Annotated in this window: 21 protein-coding genes and 1 tRNA gene; 12 read left to right on the top strand and 10 right to left on the bottom strand. The window is 57.9% G+C overall.

The genetic code is table 11. The features are described 5' to 3' along the window. Window positions 1-91 precede the first annotated feature (91 nt). On the top strand, window positions 92-607 hold the full coding sequence (locus B3075_RS07245) for an adenylate kinase (protein ID WP_290489169.1): 516 nt from the start codon (window positions 92-94) through the stop codon (window positions 605-607). Between the two features lie 571 nt (window positions 608-1,178). On the opposite strand, the gene B3075_RS07240 is transcribed toward B3075_RS07245, so the two are convergent. Then, window positions 1,179-1,255, bottom strand: a tRNA-Pro gene (locus B3075_RS07240). Between the two features lie 102 nt (window positions 1,256-1,357). Here B3075_RS07240 and argC point away from each other — a divergent pair. Genes argC through B3075_RS07220 form a run of 4 tightly spaced genes read left to right on the top strand, consistent with a single transcriptional unit; the run spans window position 1,358 to window position 4,200 of the window. Next, window positions 1,358-2,401, top strand: coding sequence for an N-acetyl-gamma-glutamyl-phosphate reductase (gene argC, locus B3075_RS07235; protein WP_094135336.1), 1,044 nt, complete (start codon window positions 1,358-1,360; stop codon window positions 2,399-2,401). 9 nt (window positions 2,402-2,410) lie between these two features. Next, window positions 2,411-3,688, top strand: coding sequence for a bifunctional glutamate N-acetyltransferase/amino-acid acetyltransferase ArgJ (gene argJ / locus B3075_RS07230; RefSeq protein ID WP_290489171.1), 1,278 nt, complete (start codon window positions 2,411-2,413; stop codon window positions 3,686-3,688). A gap of 11 nt (window positions 3,689-3,699) precedes the next feature. Next, entirely contained in the window at window positions 3,700-3,984 is a 285-nt protein-coding gene (locus B3075_RS07225) for a hypothetical protein (protein ID WP_290489173.1), read from the top strand. A 6-nt stretch (window positions 3,985-3,990) separates the two neighbouring features. Next, a complete protein-coding gene (locus B3075_RS07220; protein WP_290492062.1) occupies window positions 3,991-4,200 on the top strand; it encodes a hypothetical protein in 210 nt (69 codons plus the stop codon). A gap of 129 nt (window positions 4,201-4,329) precedes the next feature. Here the strand turns inward: B3075_RS07220 and B3075_RS07215 are convergent, their stop codons facing one another. From B3075_RS07215 to B3075_RS07195, 5 genes are all read right to left on the bottom strand, one after another. After that, window positions 4,330-5,472, bottom strand: a complete 1,143-nt coding sequence (locus B3075_RS07215; protein WP_290489176.1) for a tetratricopeptide repeat protein — start codon at window positions 5,470-5,472, stop codon at window positions 4,330-4,332. 131 nt (window positions 5,473-5,603) lie between these two features. Further along, on the bottom strand, window positions 5,604-6,629 hold the full coding sequence (locus B3075_RS07210; protein ID WP_288926625.1) for a hypothetical protein: 1,026 nt from the start codon (window positions 6,627-6,629) through the stop codon (window positions 5,604-5,606). A 170-nt stretch (window positions 6,630-6,799) separates the two neighbouring features. Then, on the bottom strand, window positions 6,800-9,301 hold the full coding sequence (locus tag B3075_RS07205; protein ID WP_290489180.1) for an excinuclease ABC subunit UvrA: 2,502 nt from the start codon (window positions 9,299-9,301) through the stop codon (window positions 6,800-6,802). 1 nt (window position 9,302) lies between these two features. Further along, window positions 9,303-9,941, bottom strand: coding sequence for a polymer-forming cytoskeletal protein (locus tag B3075_RS07200; RefSeq protein ID WP_094135331.1), 639 nt, complete (start codon window positions 9,939-9,941; stop codon window positions 9,303-9,305). Between the two features lie 70 nt (window positions 9,942-10,011). Continuing rightward, a complete protein-coding gene (locus tag B3075_RS07195; protein ID WP_290489182.1) occupies window positions 10,012-10,599 on the bottom strand; it encodes a bactofilin family protein in 588 nt (195 codons plus the stop codon). A gap of 210 nt (window positions 10,600-10,809) precedes the next feature. Between B3075_RS07195 and B3075_RS07190 the strand changes: the two genes are divergently transcribed. Then, window positions 10,810-11,823, top strand: coding sequence for a hypothetical protein (locus B3075_RS07190; protein ID WP_290489184.1), 1,014 nt, complete (start codon window positions 10,810-10,812; stop codon window positions 11,821-11,823). A 49-nt stretch (window positions 11,824-11,872) separates the two neighbouring features. Here B3075_RS07190 and B3075_RS07185 read toward each other — a convergent pair whose 3' ends face one another. Next, on the bottom strand, window positions 11,873-12,253 hold the full coding sequence (locus B3075_RS07185) for a hypothetical protein (protein WP_290489186.1): 381 nt from the start codon (window positions 12,251-12,253) through the stop codon (window positions 11,873-11,875). Window positions 12,254-12,455: 202 nt separating this feature from the next. On the opposite strand from B3075_RS07185, the gene hisA reads away from it, so the two are divergent. The 6 genes from hisA (at window position 12,456) to B3075_RS07155 (ending at window position 17,172) form a co-directional block, all read left to right on the top strand. Beyond that, the gene (gene hisA, locus B3075_RS07180; RefSeq protein ID WP_290489188.1) at window positions 12,456-13,241 is read left to right on the top strand and encodes a phosphoribosylformimino-5-aminoimidazole carboxamide ribotide isomerase; all 786 of its coding nucleotides are present in this window, start codon (window positions 12,456-12,458) and stop codon (window positions 13,239-13,241) included. After that, window positions 13,238-13,528, top strand: a complete 291-nt coding sequence (locus B3075_RS07175; protein ID WP_290489190.1) for a DUF167 domain-containing protein — start codon at window positions 13,238-13,240, stop codon at window positions 13,526-13,528. Before hisA ends, B3075_RS07175 begins: the two co-directional genes overlap by 4 nt. A gap of 134 nt (window positions 13,529-13,662) precedes the next feature. Then, on the top strand, window positions 13,663-14,217 hold the full coding sequence (locus tag B3075_RS07170; RefSeq protein ID WP_094135326.1) for a nucleotide exchange factor GrpE: 555 nt from the start codon (window positions 13,663-13,665) through the stop codon (window positions 14,215-14,217). A 23-nt stretch (window positions 14,218-14,240) separates the two neighbouring features. Further along, window positions 14,241-15,398 (top strand): molecular chaperone DnaJ, encoded by a 1,158-nt coding sequence (gene dnaJ / locus B3075_RS07165; RefSeq protein WP_290489192.1) that lies wholly within the window; start codon window positions 14,241-14,243, stop codon window positions 15,396-15,398. A gap of 22 nt (window positions 15,399-15,420) precedes the next feature. Beyond that, a complete protein-coding gene (locus B3075_RS07160) occupies window positions 15,421-16,158 on the top strand; it encodes a 16S rRNA (uracil(1498)-N(3))-methyltransferase (protein WP_290489193.1) in 738 nt (245 codons plus the stop codon). A gap of 21 nt (window positions 16,159-16,179) precedes the next feature. Further along, a complete protein-coding gene (locus B3075_RS07155; protein WP_290489194.1) occupies window positions 16,180-17,172 on the top strand; it encodes an HAD hydrolase-like protein in 993 nt (330 codons plus the stop codon). 12 nt (window positions 17,173-17,184) lie between these two features. Here the strand turns inward: B3075_RS07155 and B3075_RS07150 are convergent, their stop codons facing one another. The 3 genes from B3075_RS07150 to lepB form a co-directional block, all read right to left on the bottom strand. After that, window positions 17,185-18,975, bottom strand: coding sequence for an alpha-1,3-galactosidase-related protein (locus B3075_RS07150; protein WP_290489195.1), 1,791 nt, complete (start codon window positions 18,973-18,975; stop codon window positions 17,185-17,187). Window positions 18,976-19,073: 98 nt separating this feature from the next. Then, window positions 19,074-19,994, bottom strand: coding sequence for a phytoene/squalene synthase family protein (locus tag B3075_RS07145; RefSeq protein ID WP_094135321.1), 921 nt, complete (start codon window positions 19,992-19,994; stop codon window positions 19,074-19,076). A 39-nt stretch (window positions 19,995-20,033) separates the two neighbouring features. After that, a complete protein-coding gene (gene lepB, locus B3075_RS07140; protein WP_290489198.1) occupies window positions 20,034-21,356 on the bottom strand; it encodes a signal peptidase I in 1,323 nt (440 codons plus the stop codon). Between the last annotated feature and the right edge of the window lie 3 nt (window positions 21,357-21,359).

Here is a 21,359-nt window from a genome sequence, read left to right as displayed (position 1 = left end):
AAAGCCTTTGCCGGAAACGGCAAAGGCTTTGTTGTTGGAAGGTTATGACAGATTGTTTTTTTCTTATGAAACATGAATGATTAATGTTTTTATGATTCTTCTGATTGGCGGCGGCACGCATACCGGGAAAACGCTTGCGGCGCAGCGGGTGCTTGAAAAATATTCCTATCCCTATTTGTCCATTGATCATTTAAAGATGGGGTTGATACGCAGCGGAATGTGTCCCCTTTCTCCTGAGAGCCCCGATGAAGAACTGACCCCCTTCCTCTGGGGCATGATCAGGGAAATTGTAAAGACCGCGATTGAAAACGGTCAGAATTTAGTGGTGGAAGGTTGCTATATTCCCTTTGACTGGAAAAAGGATTTTACGCAAGTCTGCCGGGAACAGATACGGTATGTATGCCTGATTTTTTCAGAGAATTATATTCAAGGGCATTATCATGATATCCTGAATTATGAGAATGCGATTGAAAAGCGTGTGGAGAATGCTGCCTTGACACGGGAAGAGTTGCTGCGTGAAAACAGGGACAATCTTGAAAAATGCAGGTTCTACGGCTGTGACTATCTGTTGATTGACGAGCCTTACAATGTGGAGATCGTGTTGTAGAGAACAGAGGTTTCAAATTGTTCCGGGGAAGGAAAAAGGATGTTATGCCGGATTGCTTTGTTCATAGGAACAGGCGGTAAGGGGCCGTGTAATGCGCCAAGACCTCTGATAGAACTATGCCGGGTATCTTAATAACTTGTCCAGCCGCCCGCTCCGTGCAGGGGGGGCTGCATCGGCTTTGCCCGGCCAGCAGGCCATTTCTGGCCACTGCCTCGTATCTTTCCCTGGTAGCCTCGTTATGAACGCCTGTATCCTGTCATTGAGCATCCATCGCATCTTTAACGCCCTCTCGCTGGATGGTTAGGAATCCGGTTTTGGACTGTCCGTAGTCACCATCGCAAACCTGGTCGCATCATTTTCGGCGTTCACCGTCTGACCATCCATCCCCGCAACGCATACATGCAGCCGTATGCAAATAGGGTAATCAATGGATTCGAAATACTGACGCATACTCATCCCTTGCCATTTCTGCGGCCCACAATACGGCATTTTTCATTTTGACGTGTGGCTGTTTTAACAACAGGGGAAAACAAAAACCGCTGTAAGCGTTTCAGCTTACAGCGGTTAAAAATGGTCGGGTTGACAGGATTCGAACCTGCGACCCCCTGCACCCCATGCAGGTGCGCTACCAGACTGCGCTACAACCCGATGAACTCGGACCGACCGGGGTCGTGTCTCGTGACGGCGAGGTGTATATAGGAAAACTTTAGTGTTGGCAAGAGTCTTTTTTCATAGCATACCTTTTTTGTCATGAAGCAAGTTCAAGTTGCAGTCGTCGGAGCCAGTGGCTACACCGGGCAGGAGTTGTTGCGCATCCTTTTGAACCATCGCGGCGTGAAGCTGGTATGCGCTACTTCCCGCCAGTATGCCGGGCAGCCGTTGTGGGAGGTTTTCCCCCGTTTTCGGCAGGTTCCGGGTTCCGACCTGAAGTTTACGGATTCCGATGTGGAAGCGATTGCCGCCACTGGGGCGGAGGTCGCTTTTCTGGCCCTGCCTCATGGCGTGGCCGCTTCCTATGCCCGCGGTCTGGTGGACCGGGGCGTGCGCGTGATTGACCTGAGCGCGGATTTCCGTCTGGACAGCCCGGAGGTGTACGAAGAGTATTACGGGAACCCCCACCCGGACACCGCCCTGATGCAGGAGGCCGTGTACGGCTTGCCGGAGTGGCGCCGGGAGGAGATTGCCCGGGCGCGCATTGTGGCTTCTCCCGGCTGCTATCCCACCAGCATTCTTTTGCCTCTCATTCCCTTGTTCAAGGCGGGCATGCTGGAGCCGGAGGACGTGGTGGTCTGTTCCGGCAGCGGCGTGAGCGGAGCGGGGCGCAAGGCGTCCATTCCGCTGCTGTTCTGCGAGTGCAATGAGAGTTTTCATGCCTACGGAGTGCCGAAACACCGCCATTTGAGTGAAATTGAACAGGAGCTTTCCCATGCCGCGGGGGAAACGGTGGTGATGTCCTTTACCCCCCATTTGATTCCCGTTAATACGGGCATCTGCTCCACGATTACGGCCAAAGTGAAAAAGGGGGCGGACCCCGAATGCGTCGGCCGCCTGCTGGAAGAAGCTTATGCCGCGGCCCCGTTCGTCCGCCTTCTGGGGCGCAACCAGCCTGCGGATACCAAGAATGTAACGCGGACGAACTGCGTGGACATTGGCTGGGCTTATGATCCCCGCACGAACCGCGTGATTCTGATGAGCGCGGAGGATAATGTGGTGAAGGGTGCAGGGGGCCAGGCCGTTCAGTCCTTCAATATCATGTGCGGATTTGATGAAACGGAAGGCTTGTGGGTTCTGTAGCTTTTTGATATGTTGAAAGACACTTTCAAGACGATGAATGATTCATCCTATATTCCGGTTGACGGGGGCGTTTGCGCGCCCCGGGGATTTTTGGGGAGCGCCGTAAGCTGCGGCATCAAGAAGCCTACGGCCACGCGTCTGGACCTGGCCCTGATTTATTCCACGGAACCCTGCGTGTCCGCAGGAACGTTTACGACCAACCGCGTGCAGGCCGCCTGCGTGAAGGTGAGCCGGGAGCATCTCCGGAAAGGAAATATCCGCGCCATCGTGGCGAACAGCGGGAACGCGAACGCCTGCACCGGTACCCGGGGTGTGGAGGACGCCAGGGGCGAATGCCGCAGCGTTGCGGAGCTTCTGGGGCTGGAGCCCGCAGAAGTGGCCGTATGTTCCACCGGCGTGATTGGCCTGCCAATGCCTATGATGCGCATTTATCCGAAGTTCCCGGAGTTGGCGGAGGGTCTTTCCCGCGACAAGGGGCATGAGGTGGCCCAGGCCGTGATGACCAGCGATACGAAGGAGAAAATCATCGCCATTGAATTTGTGGTGCAGGGCAAACCCGTGCGCATCGGCGCCTGCTGCAAGGGGGCTGGCATGATCAATCCCTGCATGGCGACCATGTTGTGCTTTATCACGACGGATGCGGGCGTTTCCCGCGATGTGCTGGAGCTGTGCGTGCAGTCCGGAGTGAAGAGTTCTTTTAACTGCATCACCATTGACGGAGACATGAGCACGAATGACACGGTTCTGGTGATGGCGAACGGGGCGTCCGGCGTGAAGCTGGAAACTCCGGAAGATATTTACGCTTTCCAGCAGGCTTTGGTCCATGTGATGCTGGAACTGGCCAAGCACATCGTGCAGGACGGAGAGCGGGTGACCAAGTTCGTCACCGTGCATGTGACGGGAGGCCGCACGGAGGATGAAGCGAAAAAAGCGGCGGAAGCCGTAGCCAAGTCTTCCCTGGTGAAGAGTTCCTGGAACGGGAACGATCCCAACTGGGGGCGCATTATTCATGCTGTGGGCTACTGCGGAGCAAAGGTGGACGAAGAGAAGATAGACATCGACATCGCCGGTTTGGCCGCCTGCCGCGGCGGCGTGCAGGCGGATACTCCGTCCGACGATTTGCGGCAGGCCGTGCAGGTTCCCGCGTTCCAGGTGGATATCAATTTGAATCGGGGCGAGTTTTCCCATACGGTGTATACCACGGATTTGTCTCCGGAATACGTGGATTTCAACCGCTCCGAGTATGCGTACTGGAACCAGGCGAAGGCGGACGGCCTGACCTGTTAACCGGTTCAGTCATGGCGCGTGGCAAATGCCGCCAGGGAAAGGCGGGGGGAATGGTTCCCTCCGCCGGGGTGTTGATGGAGGTGCGGCGCCTTCTGGATGAAGGCGCTTTCCGCGCTTCCCGCGCCCAGCGTTTCTGTACCGGCGCTGCGGATTGCTGCCGGTTCCGCCTGACCGGGGAGACGCCGCATGTAACGCTGGGTGAGGCATGGGTGGCCTGGAAGGCGTGGCGCGCTTCCGGACGCACCCGGCTGGAGCTGCCTCCGGACGGGAGCTGCCCTTTTTTAAGCGGGCAGTGAAGATGCATGATTTATGAAGGCAGGCCGTTAGCGTGCCGCACTCATTTCTGCGTGCCGGCCGGGGGCGCCTTGCCCCGCCGGGAGGTCATTGACCTGATTCATGCGCTGGAAGATATTGACGCCGCGCTGGGCGGCGATGGCGCGTCCCGGCTTCCGGAAGCCGTGGAACGGTTGTCCCGAAAAGGCCCGGCGGACGGAAGGAAGAGGCGGCGATGACGGTCCGGGGTTTTGACGGCTGTCAGGTATCTATTTCCGGGCGGGGACATGTTTTCCTGCGTGTGTTGATGACCGGATCCAGGTCAAGGAGATGGGATTTCCCGGGGAGGCAGGCAGGAAAACGACTTTTCAGCCCTCTGAGTTCGTTTTTTCCTCTTTTTCCTGTTTGGAAGCCAGATGGCGCAGGGCGCTGGCGGCCTTTTTGTTGCCGTGCCGGACGGCTTTCAGATACCATTCTTCCGCCTGTTTGTCGTCCTGCTCAATGCCGTAGCCGTGGGCGTAACAGTTGCCCACATTGAACATGGCTGTGGCGTTGCCCTGTTCCGCCGCCTTAAGATACCATTTCAGGGCTTCTTCCCGGTTGACGGGCGTTCCCTTTCCGTTCAGATGGCACCACCCCAGGTTGAGCTGGGCGGTGGTATGCCCCTGTTCGGCGGCTTTGGTGTACCAGTGGACGGCTTTGGCCATGTCCACTTCCATGCCCCGGCCGTTGCCGTAGCACCATCCCAGCGTGTATTGAGCCGTAATCTGCCCCTGTAGGGCTGATTTGTGATACCATACCAGCGCTTTGTCCAGATCCGGCTCCACGCCGAAACCGTTTTCATAGCACCAGCCCAGATTGTATTGGGCTGTAGCGTGGTTCTGCATGGCGGCTTCCTCATACCAGTAAGCGGCTTTCTGCGGGTCTTTTGGGGTTCCGCTTCCGTTGCCATAGCACCAGGCCAGGTTATACTGGGCGCGGGGGTCTCCCTGTTCCGCAGCCTGCTTGTACCAGTATACGGCTTGTTCCCAGTTTTTCCGGCTGGGGCTGTTGGCGTAAATCCAGCCGAGGTTGAGCTGGGCTACTGCGTGGCCCTGTTCCGCCGCTTTTTTGTACCAGACGATGGCCTGTTGTTCGTCTTTTTCCACGCCCAGGCCGTTGATGTAGCAGAAGCCGAGGTCGAATTGCGCGGTGGGATGCCCCTGTTCGGCTGCTTTACGGTACCAGTAAAAGGCTTTGCCGTTGTCCTGAGGGGCGCCGATGCCGTTGGAATAAGCCCATCCCAGGTTGAGCTGGGCGGTAACGTGGCCCAGTTCCGCCGCCTGCTGATAGCAGTAAAAAGCTTCCTGCTGGTTTTCCGCCACTCCGCGCCCCTGTTCGTAGTTGATCGCCAGCTGGAACAGTGCCTGCGCGTCTCCTTGCAGAGCTATTTGCTGAAGGGTTTCTATGTCGACGGAATAGGTGGAGACGGTGTTTTCCTGCTCACCGTGGTTGTGGGAAGCGTCATTCATTTCACAGGTAACCGCACCGGGGAACAACTGGGACAATTTTCGCTCTCCTGAACTTGTGCGCTTGCCGATTCTGCACATTTCCCCCATAAGAATCAAGACCCGTTTTTACGAGGGCCGGAGTTCGGAAAGCGTTACCGTCCAGTAAGCCTGCGACGGGACAGGACAAGGAATGAACCGCAGAGGAAGAGGATTCCGGCGCCGGGTTCCGGGACTCTCAGGTCCCCCAGCGGAGCGGTGAAGCTCTGTATTTCTCCCAGGCGGATGCCCGTCAGTCCCGCTTCGTCGTAGTTATAATTATACACGTCGTTTTCTCCATCCAGGCTGGTCAGATAAATGTCGCAGTGGGAGGAGCCATATTCGTCCGTATAGTCGTTCACGACTACTTTCTGGCGGAACATTTCCACAGCGTAGTCGTCCGAGTCCGTCAGGTAGATAATCAGATTGCCGTCTTTGTCCGTGTCGTAGCCCCACATGGTGATGGCGTGGCCTCTTCCTTCTTCCCCGACGGTCAGCGTGGTTCCCCAGTTTTTGTTGATGCTGTTTGTCAGTTTCTGGTAAACGCCGCTTCTGGTGTCTCCGTCCCAGAAGCTGTATGCGGAAAATAAGGGGTTGTCAACAGCTCCTCCGCTTGAGGACTGCGGGACTGTCAGTCCCAGCTCTTTCCAGTATCCTCCGGGAGCTGTCGTCGTAGAAAGGCTCGGATAGGCGGTGGTATCCAGCATCCCGCCGTTGACCCACCAGTTGTAGGCCTGTTCCACGGAGCCTCCGCTGTTTGTCCAGTTCGTGGAGATGGTTTGATAAATGGCCAGCTGGGCGACCTGCGGCATGACATCGTAAGTGGCGGATTTCCCGTTGGGCGTGGTGGATTTCAGGTCGCTTCTGGTATCCTGCCACCATTGGAGCACGTTGGAGGCTGCCGCCGCCCAGCAGATATTCTGGTCATAAGGAAGGTACAGCCATTCTGTGGGCCGTGCGGAAACCGGAGGATTTAACGGGTTGGTGGGGTGGGGTTTGGTCCCCCATGTCCATTTGGTTTTTTTATTGCAATCATACCATCCTCCGGATTCGGAGACATTTTCAAGGAATACGGGCGCGGCATGAAGCGTTCCGGGAAGGAACAACGCCGCCAGAGCAGAAGAGAGGAAACGGAGAGTCATAGGAAAAAGGAATACGTAACTCCTTTTTTGGTGAAAAAACAGGGAGGTCGTCAAGATAATAAATAGGGAAAGGGGGAGAATAGACCCCGGAGAAGCGGAATTTTTCTGAAGACGCCGGGAACGGAACGCCGGCGGCTGGGATGGGTGGCTGATTTCCTGCTCTGCCGTTGTTAACGGGGGACGAGCCAGGGTGAAGTGGGCGCTTCCGGATTGGACGCTACATCTGCGGGGGAGCCCTCGGCCACGATATTGCCGCCGTGCCTGCCGGCTCCGGGGCCCATGTCCACCAGGTAGTCCGCGGCATTGAGCAGGTCCTTGTGGTGTTCCACGCAGAGGATGGTGTGCCCGGCATCCCTCAGGCGGAAAAGGGCTGCCAGGAGAAGGGCCACTTCATTGAAATGAAGGCCGCTGGTGGGTTCGTCCAGAATGAACAGGGCCCTTTTCCCGTCTTCCGCCAGTTTCCAGGCCGGGGCTTTGGCCAGTTCCGCAGCTATTTTTATGCGCTGGGATTCTCCTCCGGAAAGGGTGTCCGCCCTGCGGTTGAGATGGAGGTATCCCAGCCCTACGTCCTGCATGCTTTTCAGGATGGCGGCGGCTCTTGGCAGGGAGGAAAAGAAGTCCGCCGCTTCGTCCACGGTCAGGGCCAGCGCCTGGGCAATGGATTTCCCTTTCCAGGTGACTTCCAGCGTTTCCCTGTTGTAGCATTGCCCGTGGCAGGCGTCGCAGGGCATGGCCACATTTCCCAGGAAGTTCATGTCCACTTCAATCATGCCCGTTCCCTGGCACCGTTCACAACGGCCTCCGCGAATGTTGGGGGAAAAGCGCGCCGCCGTATATCCCCTCTGCTTGGAAAGGGGGAGCTGTGCGTAAAGGGGGCGCAGCACCTGGAGCAGGCCGGTAGCGGTGGCCGGCGTGGAACGCGGCGTTTTGCCGATGGGCGACTGGTCGATGACGACAAGGCGGTTGAAGTGCTCCGTTCCCTGCACGCGGCGCGGAATATCCTTTTTCCCGGAGAGGGCTTGCCTGACCGCGGGGATGAGACACTCCCGGACGAGGGTGGATTTCCCTGAACCGGAAGGGCCGGAGATGCAGGTCAATGTACCAACCGGGATATTCAGAGTGACATTGTTGAGGTTGTGTTTGTCCGCTCCGGTCAGGACCAGACGCTCCGCAGGAGCCGTCTTATGTCCGGAGGCGGGCATGCTTCGCTTGCCTGAAAGCCATTCCCCGGTGGGGCTCCCGGCATTTTCCAGTATTTCCGCAAGGGAGCCCTGCGCCAGAATACGGCCTCCGTTGGTTCCGGCTCCGGGGCCCATGTCCACCAGGTAATCCGCCGCGGTTAGAATTTGCTCATCATGTTCTACGACCAGGACCGTGTTGCCCTGGTTCCGGAGCGTCCGGAGAGCACGGAGCAGGCGGTCCGTATCGGCGGGGTGCAGTCCGGCCGTGGGTTCGTCCAGGATGTAAAGAACTCCGGAAAGGCCTCCTCCCAGCTGGGAAGCCAGGCGCGCCCTCTGCAGTTCGCCTCCGGAAAGGGTGTTTGCCTGGCGGTCCAGAGACAGGTAGGAGAGCCCCAGCTCATTCAGGAAGCGCACGCGTTTGTTGATTTCCTCCATGAGCGGGTTTAATGCCGCCGCCAGGGAAGGGGGCGTTTTCAGGCGTTCCAGTTCTCCGGCCATATCTTCCAGCGGAAGAGCCGTCAGTTCCGCCAGATTGTAGGCCCGGTCCGGCGCAGACATGGTGACGGCCAGGGCCAGAGGGGAAAGGCGCTTGCCTCCGCAGGCGCGGCACGGGCCGTTTTCCTGTTCATTCAGGCCGGTCCCCCGGCAGGAGGGGCATGCCCCCAGCGGGGAGTTGAAGGAAAAATGGCGGGGAGTAAGCTGGGGCAGAAGGAAGCCTGTTTCCGGATTGCGGTAGCGGGTGTGGAAGGCCCGGATTGAAGCTTCCTCTCCCGGTATGGTGATGATGGCCCGCACCTCGTCCGGATTGATACGGAGAGCCGTTTGCAGGGAATCCGCAATGCGCGAGGCCGTATTTTCCCCTCTGACGATGAGGCGGTCAATGACCAGGGCCGCGTCCGGAGGCGGGGGGGCGGGGGAGCTTATTTCTTCAATATCCCGCATTTCTCCGTTCCAGTAAACCCGTAGGAAGCCCTGCCGCTGGAAGTCGCCAAGCGTTGCTGCGGGGTCCTGGGACAACAGGTTTTCCGCCGGAGCGGCCAGAACCAGGCGCGTGTGTTCCGGCAGGGAAACGAGTTCCTCCGTAATCCGGTCCGGGCTTTTGCGTTCCAGTTCCTTTCCTGTCTCCGGGTCATGAGGCGTGCCGGCGGCTGCGTAAAGGATGCGCAGGTAGTCCAGAATTTCCGTAATGCTCCCCAGCAGGGTGCGGGAGCTCTGCTGCCTGGCGGATTGCTCCAGGCACAGGGCCGGGGGCAGCCCGGTAATGCTGTCCACTTCCGGTTTTTCCGGTTGATCCATGCCCTGTCTGGAGCGTGCCGACAGGCAGTCCAGAAAACGCCTGCGGGATTCGGAAAAAAGCGTATCAAACGCCAGGGATGATTTTCCGGAGCCGGAAGGGCCGCAAAATGCGATGAGCTTGTTGGACGGAAGGTCCAGATCCAGATTCCGGAGGTTGTGCTGGCGCGCGCCGCGGATGGAGATGGGAAGATTCATGTTATGCAAGGCGTGTAAAGGCTCCCTGGTGTGAGCCGCCTTCCTCAATGATGAGACGGCGCGCCGTGATATCTCCCAGGAATTTGGCGTGCCGGTGGATGGTGACGGTTTCATCCGCCGTCAGCGTTCCTTCCAGAGAACCCTGTATCCAGATGTTCTCCACGCGGATGGTGCCTGTGACCAGCACCGTCGTCTTTTTTTCCACCACCATCCTGCGGGCGGAGATGGAACCGGAGATGTGCTGGTCCGTTTTGATTTTGCAGACGCCGCGGCACAGGAAATCACCGGATGCCCTGCCGTATAAGACCAGATCGCGGCATTCGATGTTCAGCCCTTTCAGGTCTGCATTGGCCTGTACGGTAACGCTTCCGCAGGTCTGCACCTTGGTCCGGTGCGTTCTGCTGTGTAAAATGACGTCGTCCAGTTTGATATACGCGGAGCAGTGGCCGCACCTGGCGGAAACTGCCGTGGCGGGGACGGAAGTGATTTTGCGGCAGGAGAAGCATTCCACTTCCCGGGCTGGCGCCGGGCTGCTTTCCGCAGTTGGCGGGAGTGTCCAAGGCGGAGCCGGAGAAGGGTGGCTGATTTTTCCGGAGGGCGCGGCGCTGGTCCGGGGAACGGGATGGAAGGAAAAGTTCATGGAACAAAGAGGGCGGCAAAAGAACGGTCTGTTCTTTTGCCGCCCCGGAGAATGGCAGACGGAGAGTTTTTTATTCCGCGTCAATATCCAGCGTGCTCTGGCTGGCCGGAGCGGGGGATTCCGGCTCCGGAGCAAAGGCCTGGACGGAAGCCGCCTTCTTGGCGGCGGAGATTCCTGTGGCGCCTACCGTGGGTGCGCCTACGGTAGAATGCCCGATGAAGATGGCGCCGCCTTCAATAGCCAGGGAGGCTGCCTGGATATCCCCTACGAGTTCCGCCGTGCTTTTCAGTTCCACGCGGTCCGTGACCGTTACATTGCCGATGACCTTGCCGTGGATGATGACGGACTTGGTGTTGATTTCCGCCCGGATGACGGCGTTCTGGCCTACGGAAAGCACCCCTTCGGAGGAAATGTCGCCTTCCACGATGCCGTCAATCAGCAGGTCGTCGGAAAAGCGCAGGGAACCGATTACCTCCACATCGGAGTTCAGCACATTGCGGGTCAGCTGCTGGACGCGGGTGGTGGGGGCGTAGGAAGGAGCGGCTTCCGCAACCGGTTCGGGGATATCCTGGCTCTTGGCTACATCCATCCAGCTGGGGGTGGATTCAGGATTTTTATTGCCCTTGGGGGCGGGAACGGTGGTGAATGATCCAAACATGGCGTTAAAAAGAGGGGGGATGAAAGGTAAGGTGGGAGCTCTTGAAACTCGTCCGGTTTAATGTACATCACCCACATGTGGATGTGAAACAATTTTCTCCGGCAGGGATAAAAAAATGTGTCTGTTTTTTATCGTTGCGTTGCCTTGGGCGTTCCGGTAGTGTTTGACCATCTTTTCGCGATTGTTTTCTGTGGATATTTCCGTTTTAAAATGAGTGATTTATTTGAAAAAAAGCCATTCCTTTGCCCGACCGTGCGCAGGAGCGGCGGAAAAGCGGGCTTTGCGCTGGGCCGTATTCTTGCCGTCATCTTTTTCATGATCGCGCTGGGAATGTTTTTCGGCGGTCTTTTCTTCTGGCTCCAGAAGCGCCAGGCATCCCTGGATTCCGGGGCGGCCGCGCGGATTTGCGCCACGCCGGAGATGCTGTCCGGAGAGTTGAAAGCCGCGCTGAAAGACAAGGTGGACTATAGTTTCTGGCCTCCCTGTCACGTTCCTCCGATGGAGAAGCAGGATTTGCTGCGCAACTGCCTGGCGGAAGCCCAGAAATACCTGAGCGCCGCGGATGTGGTTCAAAAGTCTTCTTTTGTGTGGAAGTCCCTGCAATCGCTTCCCTTGATGGTCAGGCATTACGCCGTGTCTCCGCCCGAGGCGATTGTCAGCAGGCCCAAGGGGCCTAAAAGCTTTGCCGTATTTGAAGTGGAGGGGCTTCCCTGCGCCCATCTCCTGGTTGGCTTTGAAAAGACTCCCGATATGGAATTCTGTTTTTTCAAGGATGAACAGGATGGTTCCTGGAAGCTGGACTGGCAGCAGTTTGCCCGTTTTCAGCCGATGAACTGGGAGGATTTTGTACGTGGAAAAGGAGAGGACATCGCGGAATTCCGCGTATGGATGGTTCGGGAGCGCATGTCGGAAAATAAGGATGAGTACGCATTTAAGCTGATTGCTCCCGGAATGAACGGTTCCGAAGACCGCAGCATTGCCCGGCCCATGGTTTATGTCCCCAAAAAATCGGAAATGGGCAAGCGTTTGTTCATGTTGTTTAAAATCAATGAGGAGATGGAACATTCCCCATACCGGGTGTTAAATGCCAATGACGAGGCCGGCATGCTCCGCGCGCGGGTTCTTCTCTCCCGTAGCAAGGAGCCCAACAGCAAGGGGGAATATTCCTTTACGCTGGTCAGGCTGCTGGGAGAGGGCTGGTACGGCCTTTCTTTCCCGGAATAAAAACGGATTGAGCCGGTCTCCTGCTTTGCGGGGGATGAGCGTTGCGGTTTTACCGGTGGTGGAAACGGGGAGGGTGGCCTTCGTGAGGAGGCCTGGGTCGGTGGGGCCGGGAAGGGGGTGGACACGGCCTAAGGCGTGCGGCATGGTGTCCGCGGCAGACGCCCGCCGGCCAGAAAGGGCCGTGGTAATGCGGCCTGGGGTTCCATGCAGGAACATGGCAGCCGCGGTAGATGCCCCTGATGACGTAAATGGGGGCGCCTGCGGGGGTATAGGCGTAAATGGGCCGTCCGCATGGGGAATATCCCCAGATGGGGAATCCGGAGGGGTCATACAGGAAAACGGCTTGCCCTGCCGCAGGCATGCGGATTTCTCCATGCAGGTGAATCCCGGCTTCCGCAACGGGGGCGGAAAAGGCCAGGAGGGCAGACATGGCGCTTCCGGCGCAACAGAAAAGAAGGTATTTTCTGAAAGGGTTGTTTTTCATCGGTTTTTTGAATGGTGGTTGACGGCAGTTATCCGATAGAGCGGAGTCCCCGTCCCGTTTTGTGTAAATTTCCCAGTCCCGTTGTGCCGGGAGGGCGTGGGGGGAATACCGTCTTGACCTGGAGAGGCTCGCCGGGCAAAGTGACCGCGTGACGAAATTCAGACCATGCATTGATTTACACGACGGGCGAGTAAAGCAGATTGTGGGGGGCACCCTGACGCAGGACGGCGCCTCATTGCGCACCAATTTCGTCTCCGACCGCGGCGCGGCATGGTATGCGGATTTGTACCGCAGGGACGGCCTGCGCGGCGGGCATGTGATCAAGCTGGGACCCGGAAACGACCTTGCGGCGCGGGAGGCTCTGGCGGCATGGCCGGGAGGTCTTCAGGTGGGCGGCGGCATGACGCCGGAGAACGCGGAGGAATGGATTTCCGCCGGGGCCAGCCATGTGATCGTTACCTCCTGCCTGTTTGATGCGGAGGGAACGCTGCGGATGGACAGGCTGAAGGATCTTGTGTCCGCCGTGGGCGCGGAGCGGCTGGTGCTGGATTTGAGCTGCCGCAGGGTGCAAGGGGGCTGGGCCGTGGCCATGAACCGGTGGCAGACCCTGACGGAACTCCGGGTAACGGCGGAGACGCTGGATGTCCTGGCGGAACATTGCGCGGAATTTCTTATCCATGCGGCGGATGTGGAAGGGCTCTGCACCGGCATTGACCGGGAACTGGTGAACATGCTGGGAAACTGGCGCCGCCTGCCCATGACGTATGCCGGAGGCATCAGCCGCATTCAGGATATTGACGAAATAGACGCTTTGAGCGGCGGAACCATGGATGCTACGGTGGGGAGCGCTTTGGATTTGTTCGGCGGCGGGTTGATCAGGTATGGGGACCTGGTGGCCAGGCAGCGCGGGAAGTCCCGTACGGAAACGGTATGAAACTGGCCCTGAAAGTTGTTCCCAACGCGAGGAAGAGCGAGGCCGTGGGGTGGGAGGATGATCCCCGTGCCGGCCGCGCGCTGAAGCTGCGCATTGCCGCGCCTCCCGTGGAAGGAAAAGCGAACAAGGCCGTCATCCTTTTCCTGTCCGCATGGCTGGATATTCCCCGGTCTTCCGTCAGTCTGCTGCGCGGGGAGTCCTCCCGCCTGAAAGTGGTGGAACTGCCGGACGGATGCGAGGGAAAACTTGCCCGGCTGCTTTCTGATGCGGATGCTTCCGGCGTTTAGGGAAGCCGTGCGGAAGGCCGGCATTTTCTTTTCTGCGTAGATGGGTTGCATCAGGCGCGTCCATTACGCGTCAAACGTCATCCATGTCTTAGCACGCCGTTGACGCATCCGGTAAAAGAATTTACATTGCCCGCATGAGCGACGAAGAGAAAGAGAAAAACGCGGAAGCGGAAGAGCTGGAAGCGCAGGAACAGGCTCAGAATGCTCCTGCCGAGGGGAAGGAAGCGGAACCTTCCCTGGAAGAAGAATTGCTTAAATGGAGGGATGCCGCCATGCGCACCGCCGCGGAATATGATAACTACCGCAAGCGCATGGTGAAGGAAAAGGAAGAATGCGCCAAGTTCGCCAACCAGCGCCTGCTGGAAGAACTTCTTCCCGTCATTGATAATTTTGAAATGGGCATGGCCGCCGCCAGCGCAGATGCCTCCTCTATGATTTACATCGGCATGAGCATGGTGAAGAAGCAGCTGGACGAATTTCTCGCCGGCAATGGCGTGAGCGCCGTGGATCCTGTGGTGGGAAGCATGTTTGACCACGCCACGGAGGAGGCCCTTCAGCGGGAACCCTCCGACCAGCCGGAAGGCACCGTATTGCGCGTTATCCGCAAGGGGTATATGCTGAAGGACAGGCTCCTGCGCCCGGCGAACGTGGTTGTCGCCCATACTCCGGAACCCGAACCGCAAGTCTGACCGTTTTTTAACATTCACGCCACATGGCTAAAAAAGATTATTACGAGATTCTCGGCGTTTCCAAGGACGCTACTGACGATGAGATTAAGAAGGCTTATCGCAAGCTGGCTTTAAAGTACCATCCGGACCGCAATCCGGACGACCCGTCCGCAGAAGAAAAGTTCAAGGAACTGGGAGAGGCCTATGAGGTGCTTTCCGATGCGGACAAGAGGGCTGCCTACGACCGCTTCGGCCATGCCGCCTTTGAACAGGGCGGCCCCGCCGCGGGCGGCGGTTATGCCGGGGGCGGGTTCCAGGACCCGATGGATATTTTCGCCCAGATGTTTTCCGGCATGGGCGGTTTTGCGGATATGTTCGGGGGCGCCGGCCGCGGCGGCCAGAAAAGGTCCACTAAAAGGCCCGGCTCCGATTTGCGCTATGACCTGGACATCACGCTGGAAGAGGCCGCGAAGGGCTGTACCAAGAAACTTGAAATTGAGCGTCTGGTGACCTGCAAGACCTGCCACGGCACCGGGGCCAGGGATGGAAAGGAAGCGTTCAAATCCTGTCCTACCTGTCAGGGGCGCGGCATCATTACCCAGCAAAGCGGCTTTTTCGTCCAGCAGTCCACCTGCCCCACCTGCCACGGCACCGGGGAAATCATCTCGGATCCATGCCCCGTCTGCCGCGGGGAAGGGCGCGTCAGGGAGGATTCCCACATCACCATCCGTATTCCTGCGGGCGTTGCCACGGGCAGCCAGCTCCGCATCGCCGGGGAAGGGGATGCGGGGGTGCATGGCGGCCCTACCGGGGATCTGCACGTGTTCATTGACGTCAAACCGCACGATATTTTCCAGAGGGAAGGCAATGACCTGAGCTGCACGGTTCCGGTGCCGCTTTCCCTGGCTGTTTCCGGCGGCAAGCTGAAGGTCCCCACGCTGGAAGGCGCGGCCACCATCAAGCTGCCGGAAGGAACGCAGAACGGCATGATCTTTCGTTTGCGCGGCAAGGGGGTAAAGGCCCTTCGCAGTTCGGACGTGGGGGATATGCTGGTGGAGGTGGAAGTGGAAATCCCCTCCCGGCTGACCAAGGAGCAGATGGATAAACTGAACGCGTTTGCTTCTGCTCTGGATGAAAATCGCAATCAGCCGGCTTGCGTGGAGTTTGCCGACAAGGCGGCGCGTTACCTGAAGAGCAAATAAGGTCCGTTTCCCTTTTTCAGACATGGCCCGCTTTTTTCTTCCGCCTTCCGAATGGGCTGCTTCCGCCTGGGAGCTGCGGGGGGATGAGGCGCACCATGCCGCCAAGGTTCTGCGTCTGAAGCAGGGTGACTCCTGCATCGTTTTTGACGGTTGCGGCCGTGCCGCCCGCGCTGTGGTGGCGGAACCGCCGCGCAGTTCCGGCGTGTTGCTGGTTCCGGGGGAGGAGTGTCCTCCTTCTCCCCCCGTGGCCCATTTGACGCTGTGCCAGGCTGTTCCCAAGGGCGCCAACATGGATCTCATTATTCAAAAGTCCGTGGAACTGGGTGTTTCTGCCATTATCCCGCTCGTGACGGATCGCACGATCGTGCGCCTGAATGCCCGGGAGGCTGAGGCCAAAAGGCAGAAATGGCAGCGCATTGCCCTGGAGGCCTGCAAGCAGTGCGGCCAGAACACGCTGCCTGAAGTGGCGCTTCCCGTTCCCTTCGCGGAATGGCTGCGCTGCGGAATTTCGGAAGGACTGAATATTATCGCCTCTCTGGTGCCCGGAGTGCGGCCGGTCAGGGAGGTGCTGGAGGCAGCCCGTTCCCGTTCCATTCGGCACGCTTCTCTGCTGGTGGGGCCGGAGGGCGATTTTACGGACCGGGAGACGGCCATGGCGTTGGAAGCGGGGTTTGCCCCTGTCACGCTTGGCCCTATCGTTCTTCGGGTGGAGACGGCCGCCTTTTTCGGCCTGGCCGCCATGCGGTACGCTCTGGACTAAGTTTTTTCCATACGCATTCCCATGTTCAAGAATATCATTTTCGACTGGTCCGGCACTTTGGTGGATGACCTGGCCCTGACGCTGGACGCCTCCAACTACGTTTTTTCCCAATACGGGAAACCCTGCATGAACAGGGACGAATTCCGCGCGGAATTCCAGCTTCCCTATCCGGACTATTATGCCCGGGTGCTGCCCCACGCGGATCTGGATGAACTGGAAGACCATTTCCGGTACGCCTTCCGCGTTTCCAATGCTCCGGTGGAAGTGCTGCCAAATGCCCGGGAATTCCTGGAATTCTGCCGCGCGCGCGGCGTGCGCTGCTTTATTCTTACCAGCGTGGACGCCAAAGAGTTTGATATCCAATGCAGGGAACTGGGCATGATGGAATATTTTGAAGCCATTCACGCTGGTATCCGCCATAAGGATGCCCACATTCATACCCTGCTGGCCCAGCACGGGCTGCATGCCCATGAAACCGCATTTATCGGGGACATGCAGCATGATGTGGAAACGGCCCACCACGCAGGCATCACATCCATTGCCGTCCTGACCGGCTATAATGACGCTGCGCAGCTTTCCAAGGCCAAACCGGACATGATTGTTCCGGACCTGCTTGTTCTGCGCACGCTGATGCGCCGTTACGCGCTGCCTTCCGATACGCAGGATTCCATTAACATCAACGGTCTTGAACTGGATACCTTCATCGGCGTTCCGGACGAGGAGCGCGCTTCCATGCAGACCCTGAAAGCGGACATCACTTTTTATCCGGAGGATGCCTTGTCCGGACTGAACGATGATTTTTCCAGAACCGTCTGTTATGATTCCATGGCCCGTGCGCTCCGGGCGGAGGCCATGGCGCGCCCGCGCAAGCTGGTGGAAACGCTGGCGGAGGATATGGGAAACGTTTGCCTGAAGGAGTTCGGCGCGCGGCACGTGGTTGTTACTCTGTGCAAGTTCATCCTGCCGCGGACGGACAGCGTTTCCGTAACGGTGCATGTTTCCCGTCACCGGTAGGAAAGAGGTTTTCTACCGGATATCCACCGCCTTTTCTTCAGGGATCTTTTTCCCGTCTTTGGTGAAAGTGTTTTTCTCCGCCTTGACGCTGCCGGTATGGCGAGTGCGGATGGCGGTTCCGTTCTTGAGGTCAAACGTGTTTCCGGTAATAGTGATGTTCCGGTGAACCTCCCCTTCCGGCCGTGGGGCGTGCGGCACGATCTGGATGACGGCTTCTCCGCATTGAATAAAGGTATTGCGGGAAATGGTCATATTCCTGACCACGCCGGATTCATACCAGCCGGAGGCGTCATCTTCCACCAGGATGGCGGGCATGCCCGTTTTCTCAAACCGGCACCGTTCAACCAGCACCGGCTTCCTGGTGGTAAGCAGGAAGCCCCGGGTGGGAATGTGGCGGCATACCGTGTTGCTGATATGGACGGATGGCGTCCATGTGACGTTTTCCACAACATCATTAGGCTGGATGTTTTCGGGATTGGGATGTTGCAGCGTAAGTTCTATTTCCTTTTCATTGAGTTGGTTGACGCCGGAAACGGTATTGGATGCATAAGGCACCAGCGTGTTGCTGGAAACATAATCGATCCGGTCTCCTGGGGCAAAGGCGTCAAAGCCGAAGGTCTGGGGATGCATGAACCGGACGGTGATTTTATTGGGGGCCGGCCGGCCTACAATGCGCAAGTGGGTGCCATGAACATTGATGGCGTCGTCATGGGAGGCTCCCAGCACGCAATCCTTGACGATGATTTTTCCCCTGCATCCGGAAAAGTGCAGATTATCCGCCCAGGAGGAGTTGGTGCGGAGGGAGCGGGGGCGCGGAGCTATGTTCAAGCGGCTGAACATGATGTTCTCGCAGAACTGGGAAACGACGCCCATGCCGTGCATATAGTAAATATGGCAGTTATTCCAGAGGATGTTTTTGCTTCTGTATTGAAAGAAGCCGCAGCAGTCCCTGCGGGTATTGCGGTTCTGGTAGGATTGGCCCGGTTTCATGGTTGGGGAGCCTTCCTTGAACGTGATGCTGATTTTTCCGGGAGACAATTCTCTGATGACTGTTTTCCCGGGGTCGAAGCGGCCCTGGAAAGTGCCGGAGGCGGAATCGAAAACTTTGGAATATCCTCCCATGCGGAATTCCCATCCGGGTCCGTGCCAGGTCAGGTTCCCATCTTTCACTGTGTACAGGATTCCGTCCGGAATAGTTGCTTTCATGGTATTCCCTTCAACTTCCGTAACCAGAAATTCTCCCATGGTCGGATGCAGGTAGTCAAAACCCAGGCCGTTCAGGGAAACGTTTTCCGCATGTTCCATGCAGACAAAGATGGCTTTTCCCTCCAGAAGGATGTCGGTGGCTCCCGGCTTTCCCTCCAGGCGTATGTTTTTGGCTTCCGTCAGGCGGACAGCCATGGCCTTGGGCTCGTTGGGCGCATCGTTGGTGTTGGAAATCTGCGGTTTTCCGGTAATCAGGGCACCGTGTTTGAAGATATGCCTGCCGGGCATGAACCGGATGGTGACCGGGGATTGTTTGGAACCTTCCCCCATCAATGCCAGGGAGACGGCGTGTTCCCCCGGATGGATGACGAGCGTATCTCCCCGCGCCATGATGAGGCGGTTGGCCGGAGCCATGCTTTTCCACGCCGTGGATGGGGACGTTCCCGGATTGCTGTCATTTCCCTTGTCCGGATTGATATGCCAGACATGGTTTCCTGCGGATTGCGTGCGCTCCGCCCGTTCCGGATAATCCGCTGCCGGGCATGGTCCGGTTAGCGTTGCGAGAATAAAAAGCAGGAAGGCCACGGGGTTTTGCATGCCGCAACTCCTACAGGAACACGGTTTTCGGGACAAGCATAATTCCCGCGGAGTTGAGAGAAAATCCGCAGCTTTTCCATGGCGCACCTGGGAGACCTCTATTTTTCATCCTTTCTGCCGGGGCGGGAAAGAAAGCCTACCAGCTTGTCATAATATGCCTTGGATTTGTCGTAGTAGGATTGGGGGTCAATATCCAGTTTGATGCGGAACAGGAGCCAGAGCTTGTGGAAGGTGTTGACGCGGTAGCGGATGTTGAAAATACGGAAGCCGCTCGCCTTCATTTTGTCCAGAATGGTATGGTAAATGAGCGCCATGGCCTGCGCCGGAACAAGAGCGGCTTTGTCTTCCGGGCTGAGGAGGTTGTATTCCCTCTCCGCTTCCGCAAAGAAAGTTTCCGCCAGATCCGCTTCATACTTCAGCAGCTCCTGAAGCCGGGGGGAATACACCCTGCAGCGCAGGTCTTCCAGAGTGTATCCAAAGCGGTCCATATCCTCCTTGGGCAAATAAATGCGGTTAGACTTGCTGCAGTCTTCCGCCACATCCCGGATGATGTTCACCATTTGAAGGGCATGCCCCAGGGCAATCGCATACGGATAGGAAGCTTCTCCCGCCCCCATGATGCGGGCGGAGGTAAGTCCCACGCAGCAGGCTACGCAGTAGGTGTAATCCAGCAGTTCATCACGGCTGCGGGGCTGCTGCTGGTTGATGTCCGAACGGCAGCCTTCAATCAGGTGCAGCATGGGAGTAGTGTCCAGCTCCAAATCCTGAATAAGGGCTATGATGTCCTCTTCCAGCTCCGTCAGTTCCAGGCCTTCTCCGCCGTTGATGACCTCCACCCAGCGGTTCAATGCGTCGTGGCGTTCGCGGGGGGTCATGCCCGGTTCGTCCACGATGTCGTCCACCGTACGGCAGAAAGCGTAAAATTCCGCCATATGGCGGCGTTCTTCTTCAGGAAGGTCAATGAGGGCAAAGGCCAGATTGGACTTGGCCTTGCTGGTGATGGTTTGGGCTTGAGTCATGTCTTGACGGAGAAAACGTGCCTGCGAAAGGGATAAAAATCATGGAATCAGGCCCCAGTGGGAAGTAAAGGGCCACAGGCAGAAGCTGGCGGGACCTACGATGTTGTATTGGCGGACGGGGCCCCAGTACCGGGAATCAAAGGAATTTTCGCGGGTGGAATTGTCCCCCAGCGCCACGTATTCACGCAGATAGGGGCGTTTGCTGTCGTTGGACAGATGAACGGTCCCTCCCTCCGTGATGTAAGCTCTGCCGTCCAGCAGGCTCAGGGGGGCGGGAAGGGCCACGTAGCCGCAGGGCTGGTAGGGGGGCTTGCCGGAAGCGACCCTCTGGATAGTCCGTTCCGTGGCGGGTTTCCCGTTGACGATTAGCTGGGAGTCCTGAATGGAGAGGGTATCCCCCGGAATGCCGCAGAGGCGTTTGACGTAGTGGGTTCCTCCTTCCTGTCCGGTGCTGCTTCCCTTATTGGCGATGCCTTCGATGCCGCGTGTATCAAAGACGAAGACTTCCCCGCGTTCCGGCTTGCGGAAGTGGTAGGCCATTTTATTCACCACGATCAGGTCTCCGGCGTCAAAACGGGCATTGACGATTGTGTCTCCGGGCAGATAGGTTCTGAACGGGGTGTGCCGTTCAGCTTCAAAGCGCGGCTCCTGATTGAGGAAGTAGCGGCGCGTTTCCGCTTCCGCCGCCGGGATTTCCAGCTTGGAGCCGTCATCGAAAATTACGTTGGTCACCGTGAGCAGAAGATACTTGGTGGCAGGTTCGAAACGGACGATTTTCTTTTCCTTGGAGGCCGTTTCGTGCACATAGGAGCCGCCGTACAGGATCATGTCCCCGATTTTCTGCATCAGGGTGGGGCGCCCTTCCTGGGGAAGGGCGCGGATTCCGTTCAGGGAGGGCTGCATGGAACCGGTCGGGATGCGGAAGGGCTGGACTACGTAACAGCGCAAGCCCAGGAAAATGGCCAGAATCACGAACAGAACTTCCACGTTTTCCGCCAGGGCGGAAGGAACCGCTCCGGGGATGGATTCCAGCGTGGATTCCAGTTTGGCGGTAACGGTTTCCGCCTGCTGCCTGTCACCCCGGTAAAGGGCCGTTTTCAGCAGGTCGCGGCTTTCTTCAAACTCCGCCAGGCGTTCGGGAGGCAGAAGGTCGCGATTGTAATTGATATAGCGGCGCACTGTTTTCAGGGCCATACGCCCTTTCCGGCGCCATTTGGGCGTGAACCACGCCAGAGGATGATCCAGAATAAACACCAGAACGGCGTCTGCAACCGGGAAGCAATCGTAAAGGGCAGCTAGGATGGACTTGTGCGGGCTATTCATGAAGTACGGCATCCATGATGCCCCGTCCGGAGGCGTCATGGA

This window comes from Akkermansia sp. UBA7090, assembly GCF_002493465.1.
Classification (GTDB): Bacteria; Verrucomicrobiota; Verrucomicrobiia; order Verrucomicrobiales; family Akkermansiaceae; genus Akkermansia; species Akkermansia muciniphila_A.
This window is presented reverse-complemented; position numbering and strand designations above follow the sequence as displayed.

Coding starts and splice junctions, on each gene's coding strand:
- B3075_RS07245 (WP_290489169.1), top strand. CDS start 92: ATGATTCTTCTGATTGGCGGCGGCACGCATACCGGGAAAACGCTTGCG.
- argC (WP_094135336.1), top strand. CDS start 1,358: ATGAAGCAAGTTCAAGTTGCAGTCGTCGGAGCCAGTGGCTACACCGGG.
- argJ (WP_290489171.1), top strand. CDS start 2,411: ATGTTGAAAGACACTTTCAAGACGATGAATGATTCATCCTATATTCCG.
- B3075_RS07225 (WP_290489173.1), top strand. CDS start 3,700: ATGGCGCGTGGCAAATGCCGCCAGGGAAAGGCGGGGGGAATGGTTCCC.
- B3075_RS07220 (WP_290492062.1), top strand. CDS start 3,991: ATGATTTATGAAGGCAGGCCGTTAGCGTGCCGCACTCATTTCTGCGTG.
- B3075_RS07215 (WP_290489176.1), bottom strand. CDS start 5,472: ATGAATGACGCTTCCCACAACCACGGTGAGCAGGAAAACACCGTCTCC.
- B3075_RS07210 (WP_288926625.1), bottom strand. CDS start 6,629: ATGACTCTCCGTTTCCTCTCTTCTGCTCTGGCGGCGTTGTTCCTTCCC.
- B3075_RS07205 (WP_290489180.1), bottom strand. CDS start 9,301: ATGAATCTTCCCATCTCCATCCGCGGCGCGCGCCAGCACAACCTCCGG.
- B3075_RS07200 (WP_094135331.1), bottom strand. CDS start 9,941: ATGAACTTTTCCTTCCATCCCGTTCCCCGGACCAGCGCCGCGCCCTCC.
- B3075_RS07195 (WP_290489182.1), bottom strand. CDS start 10,599: ATGTTTGGATCATTCACCACCGTTCCCGCCCCCAAGGGCAATAAAAAT.
- B3075_RS07190 (WP_290489184.1), top strand. CDS start 10,810: ATGAGTGATTTATTTGAAAAAAAGCCATTCCTTTGCCCGACCGTGCGC.
- B3075_RS07185 (WP_290489186.1), bottom strand. CDS start 12,253: ATGTCTGCCCTCCTGGCCTTTTCCGCCCCCGTTGCGGAAGCCGGGATT.
- B3075_RS07175 (WP_290489190.1), top strand. CDS start 13,238: ATGAAACTGGCCCTGAAAGTTGTTCCCAACGCGAGGAAGAGCGAGGCC.
- B3075_RS07170 (WP_094135326.1), top strand. CDS start 13,663: ATGAGCGACGAAGAGAAAGAGAAAAACGCGGAAGCGGAAGAGCTGGAA.
- dnaJ (WP_290489192.1), top strand. CDS start 14,241: ATGGCTAAAAAAGATTATTACGAGATTCTCGGCGTTTCCAAGGACGCT.
- B3075_RS07160 (WP_290489193.1), top strand. CDS start 15,421: ATGGCCCGCTTTTTTCTTCCGCCTTCCGAATGGGCTGCTTCCGCCTGG.
- B3075_RS07155 (WP_290489194.1), top strand. CDS start 16,180: ATGTTCAAGAATATCATTTTCGACTGGTCCGGCACTTTGGTGGATGAC.
- B3075_RS07150 (WP_290489195.1), bottom strand. CDS start 18,975: ATGCAAAACCCCGTGGCCTTCCTGCTTTTTATTCTCGCAACGCTAACC.
- B3075_RS07145 (WP_094135321.1), bottom strand. CDS start 19,994: ATGACTCAAGCCCAAACCATCACCAGCAAGGCCAAGTCCAATCTGGCC.
- lepB (WP_290489198.1), bottom strand. CDS start 21,356: ATGACGCCTCCGGACGGGGCATCATGGATGCCGTACTTCATGAATAGC.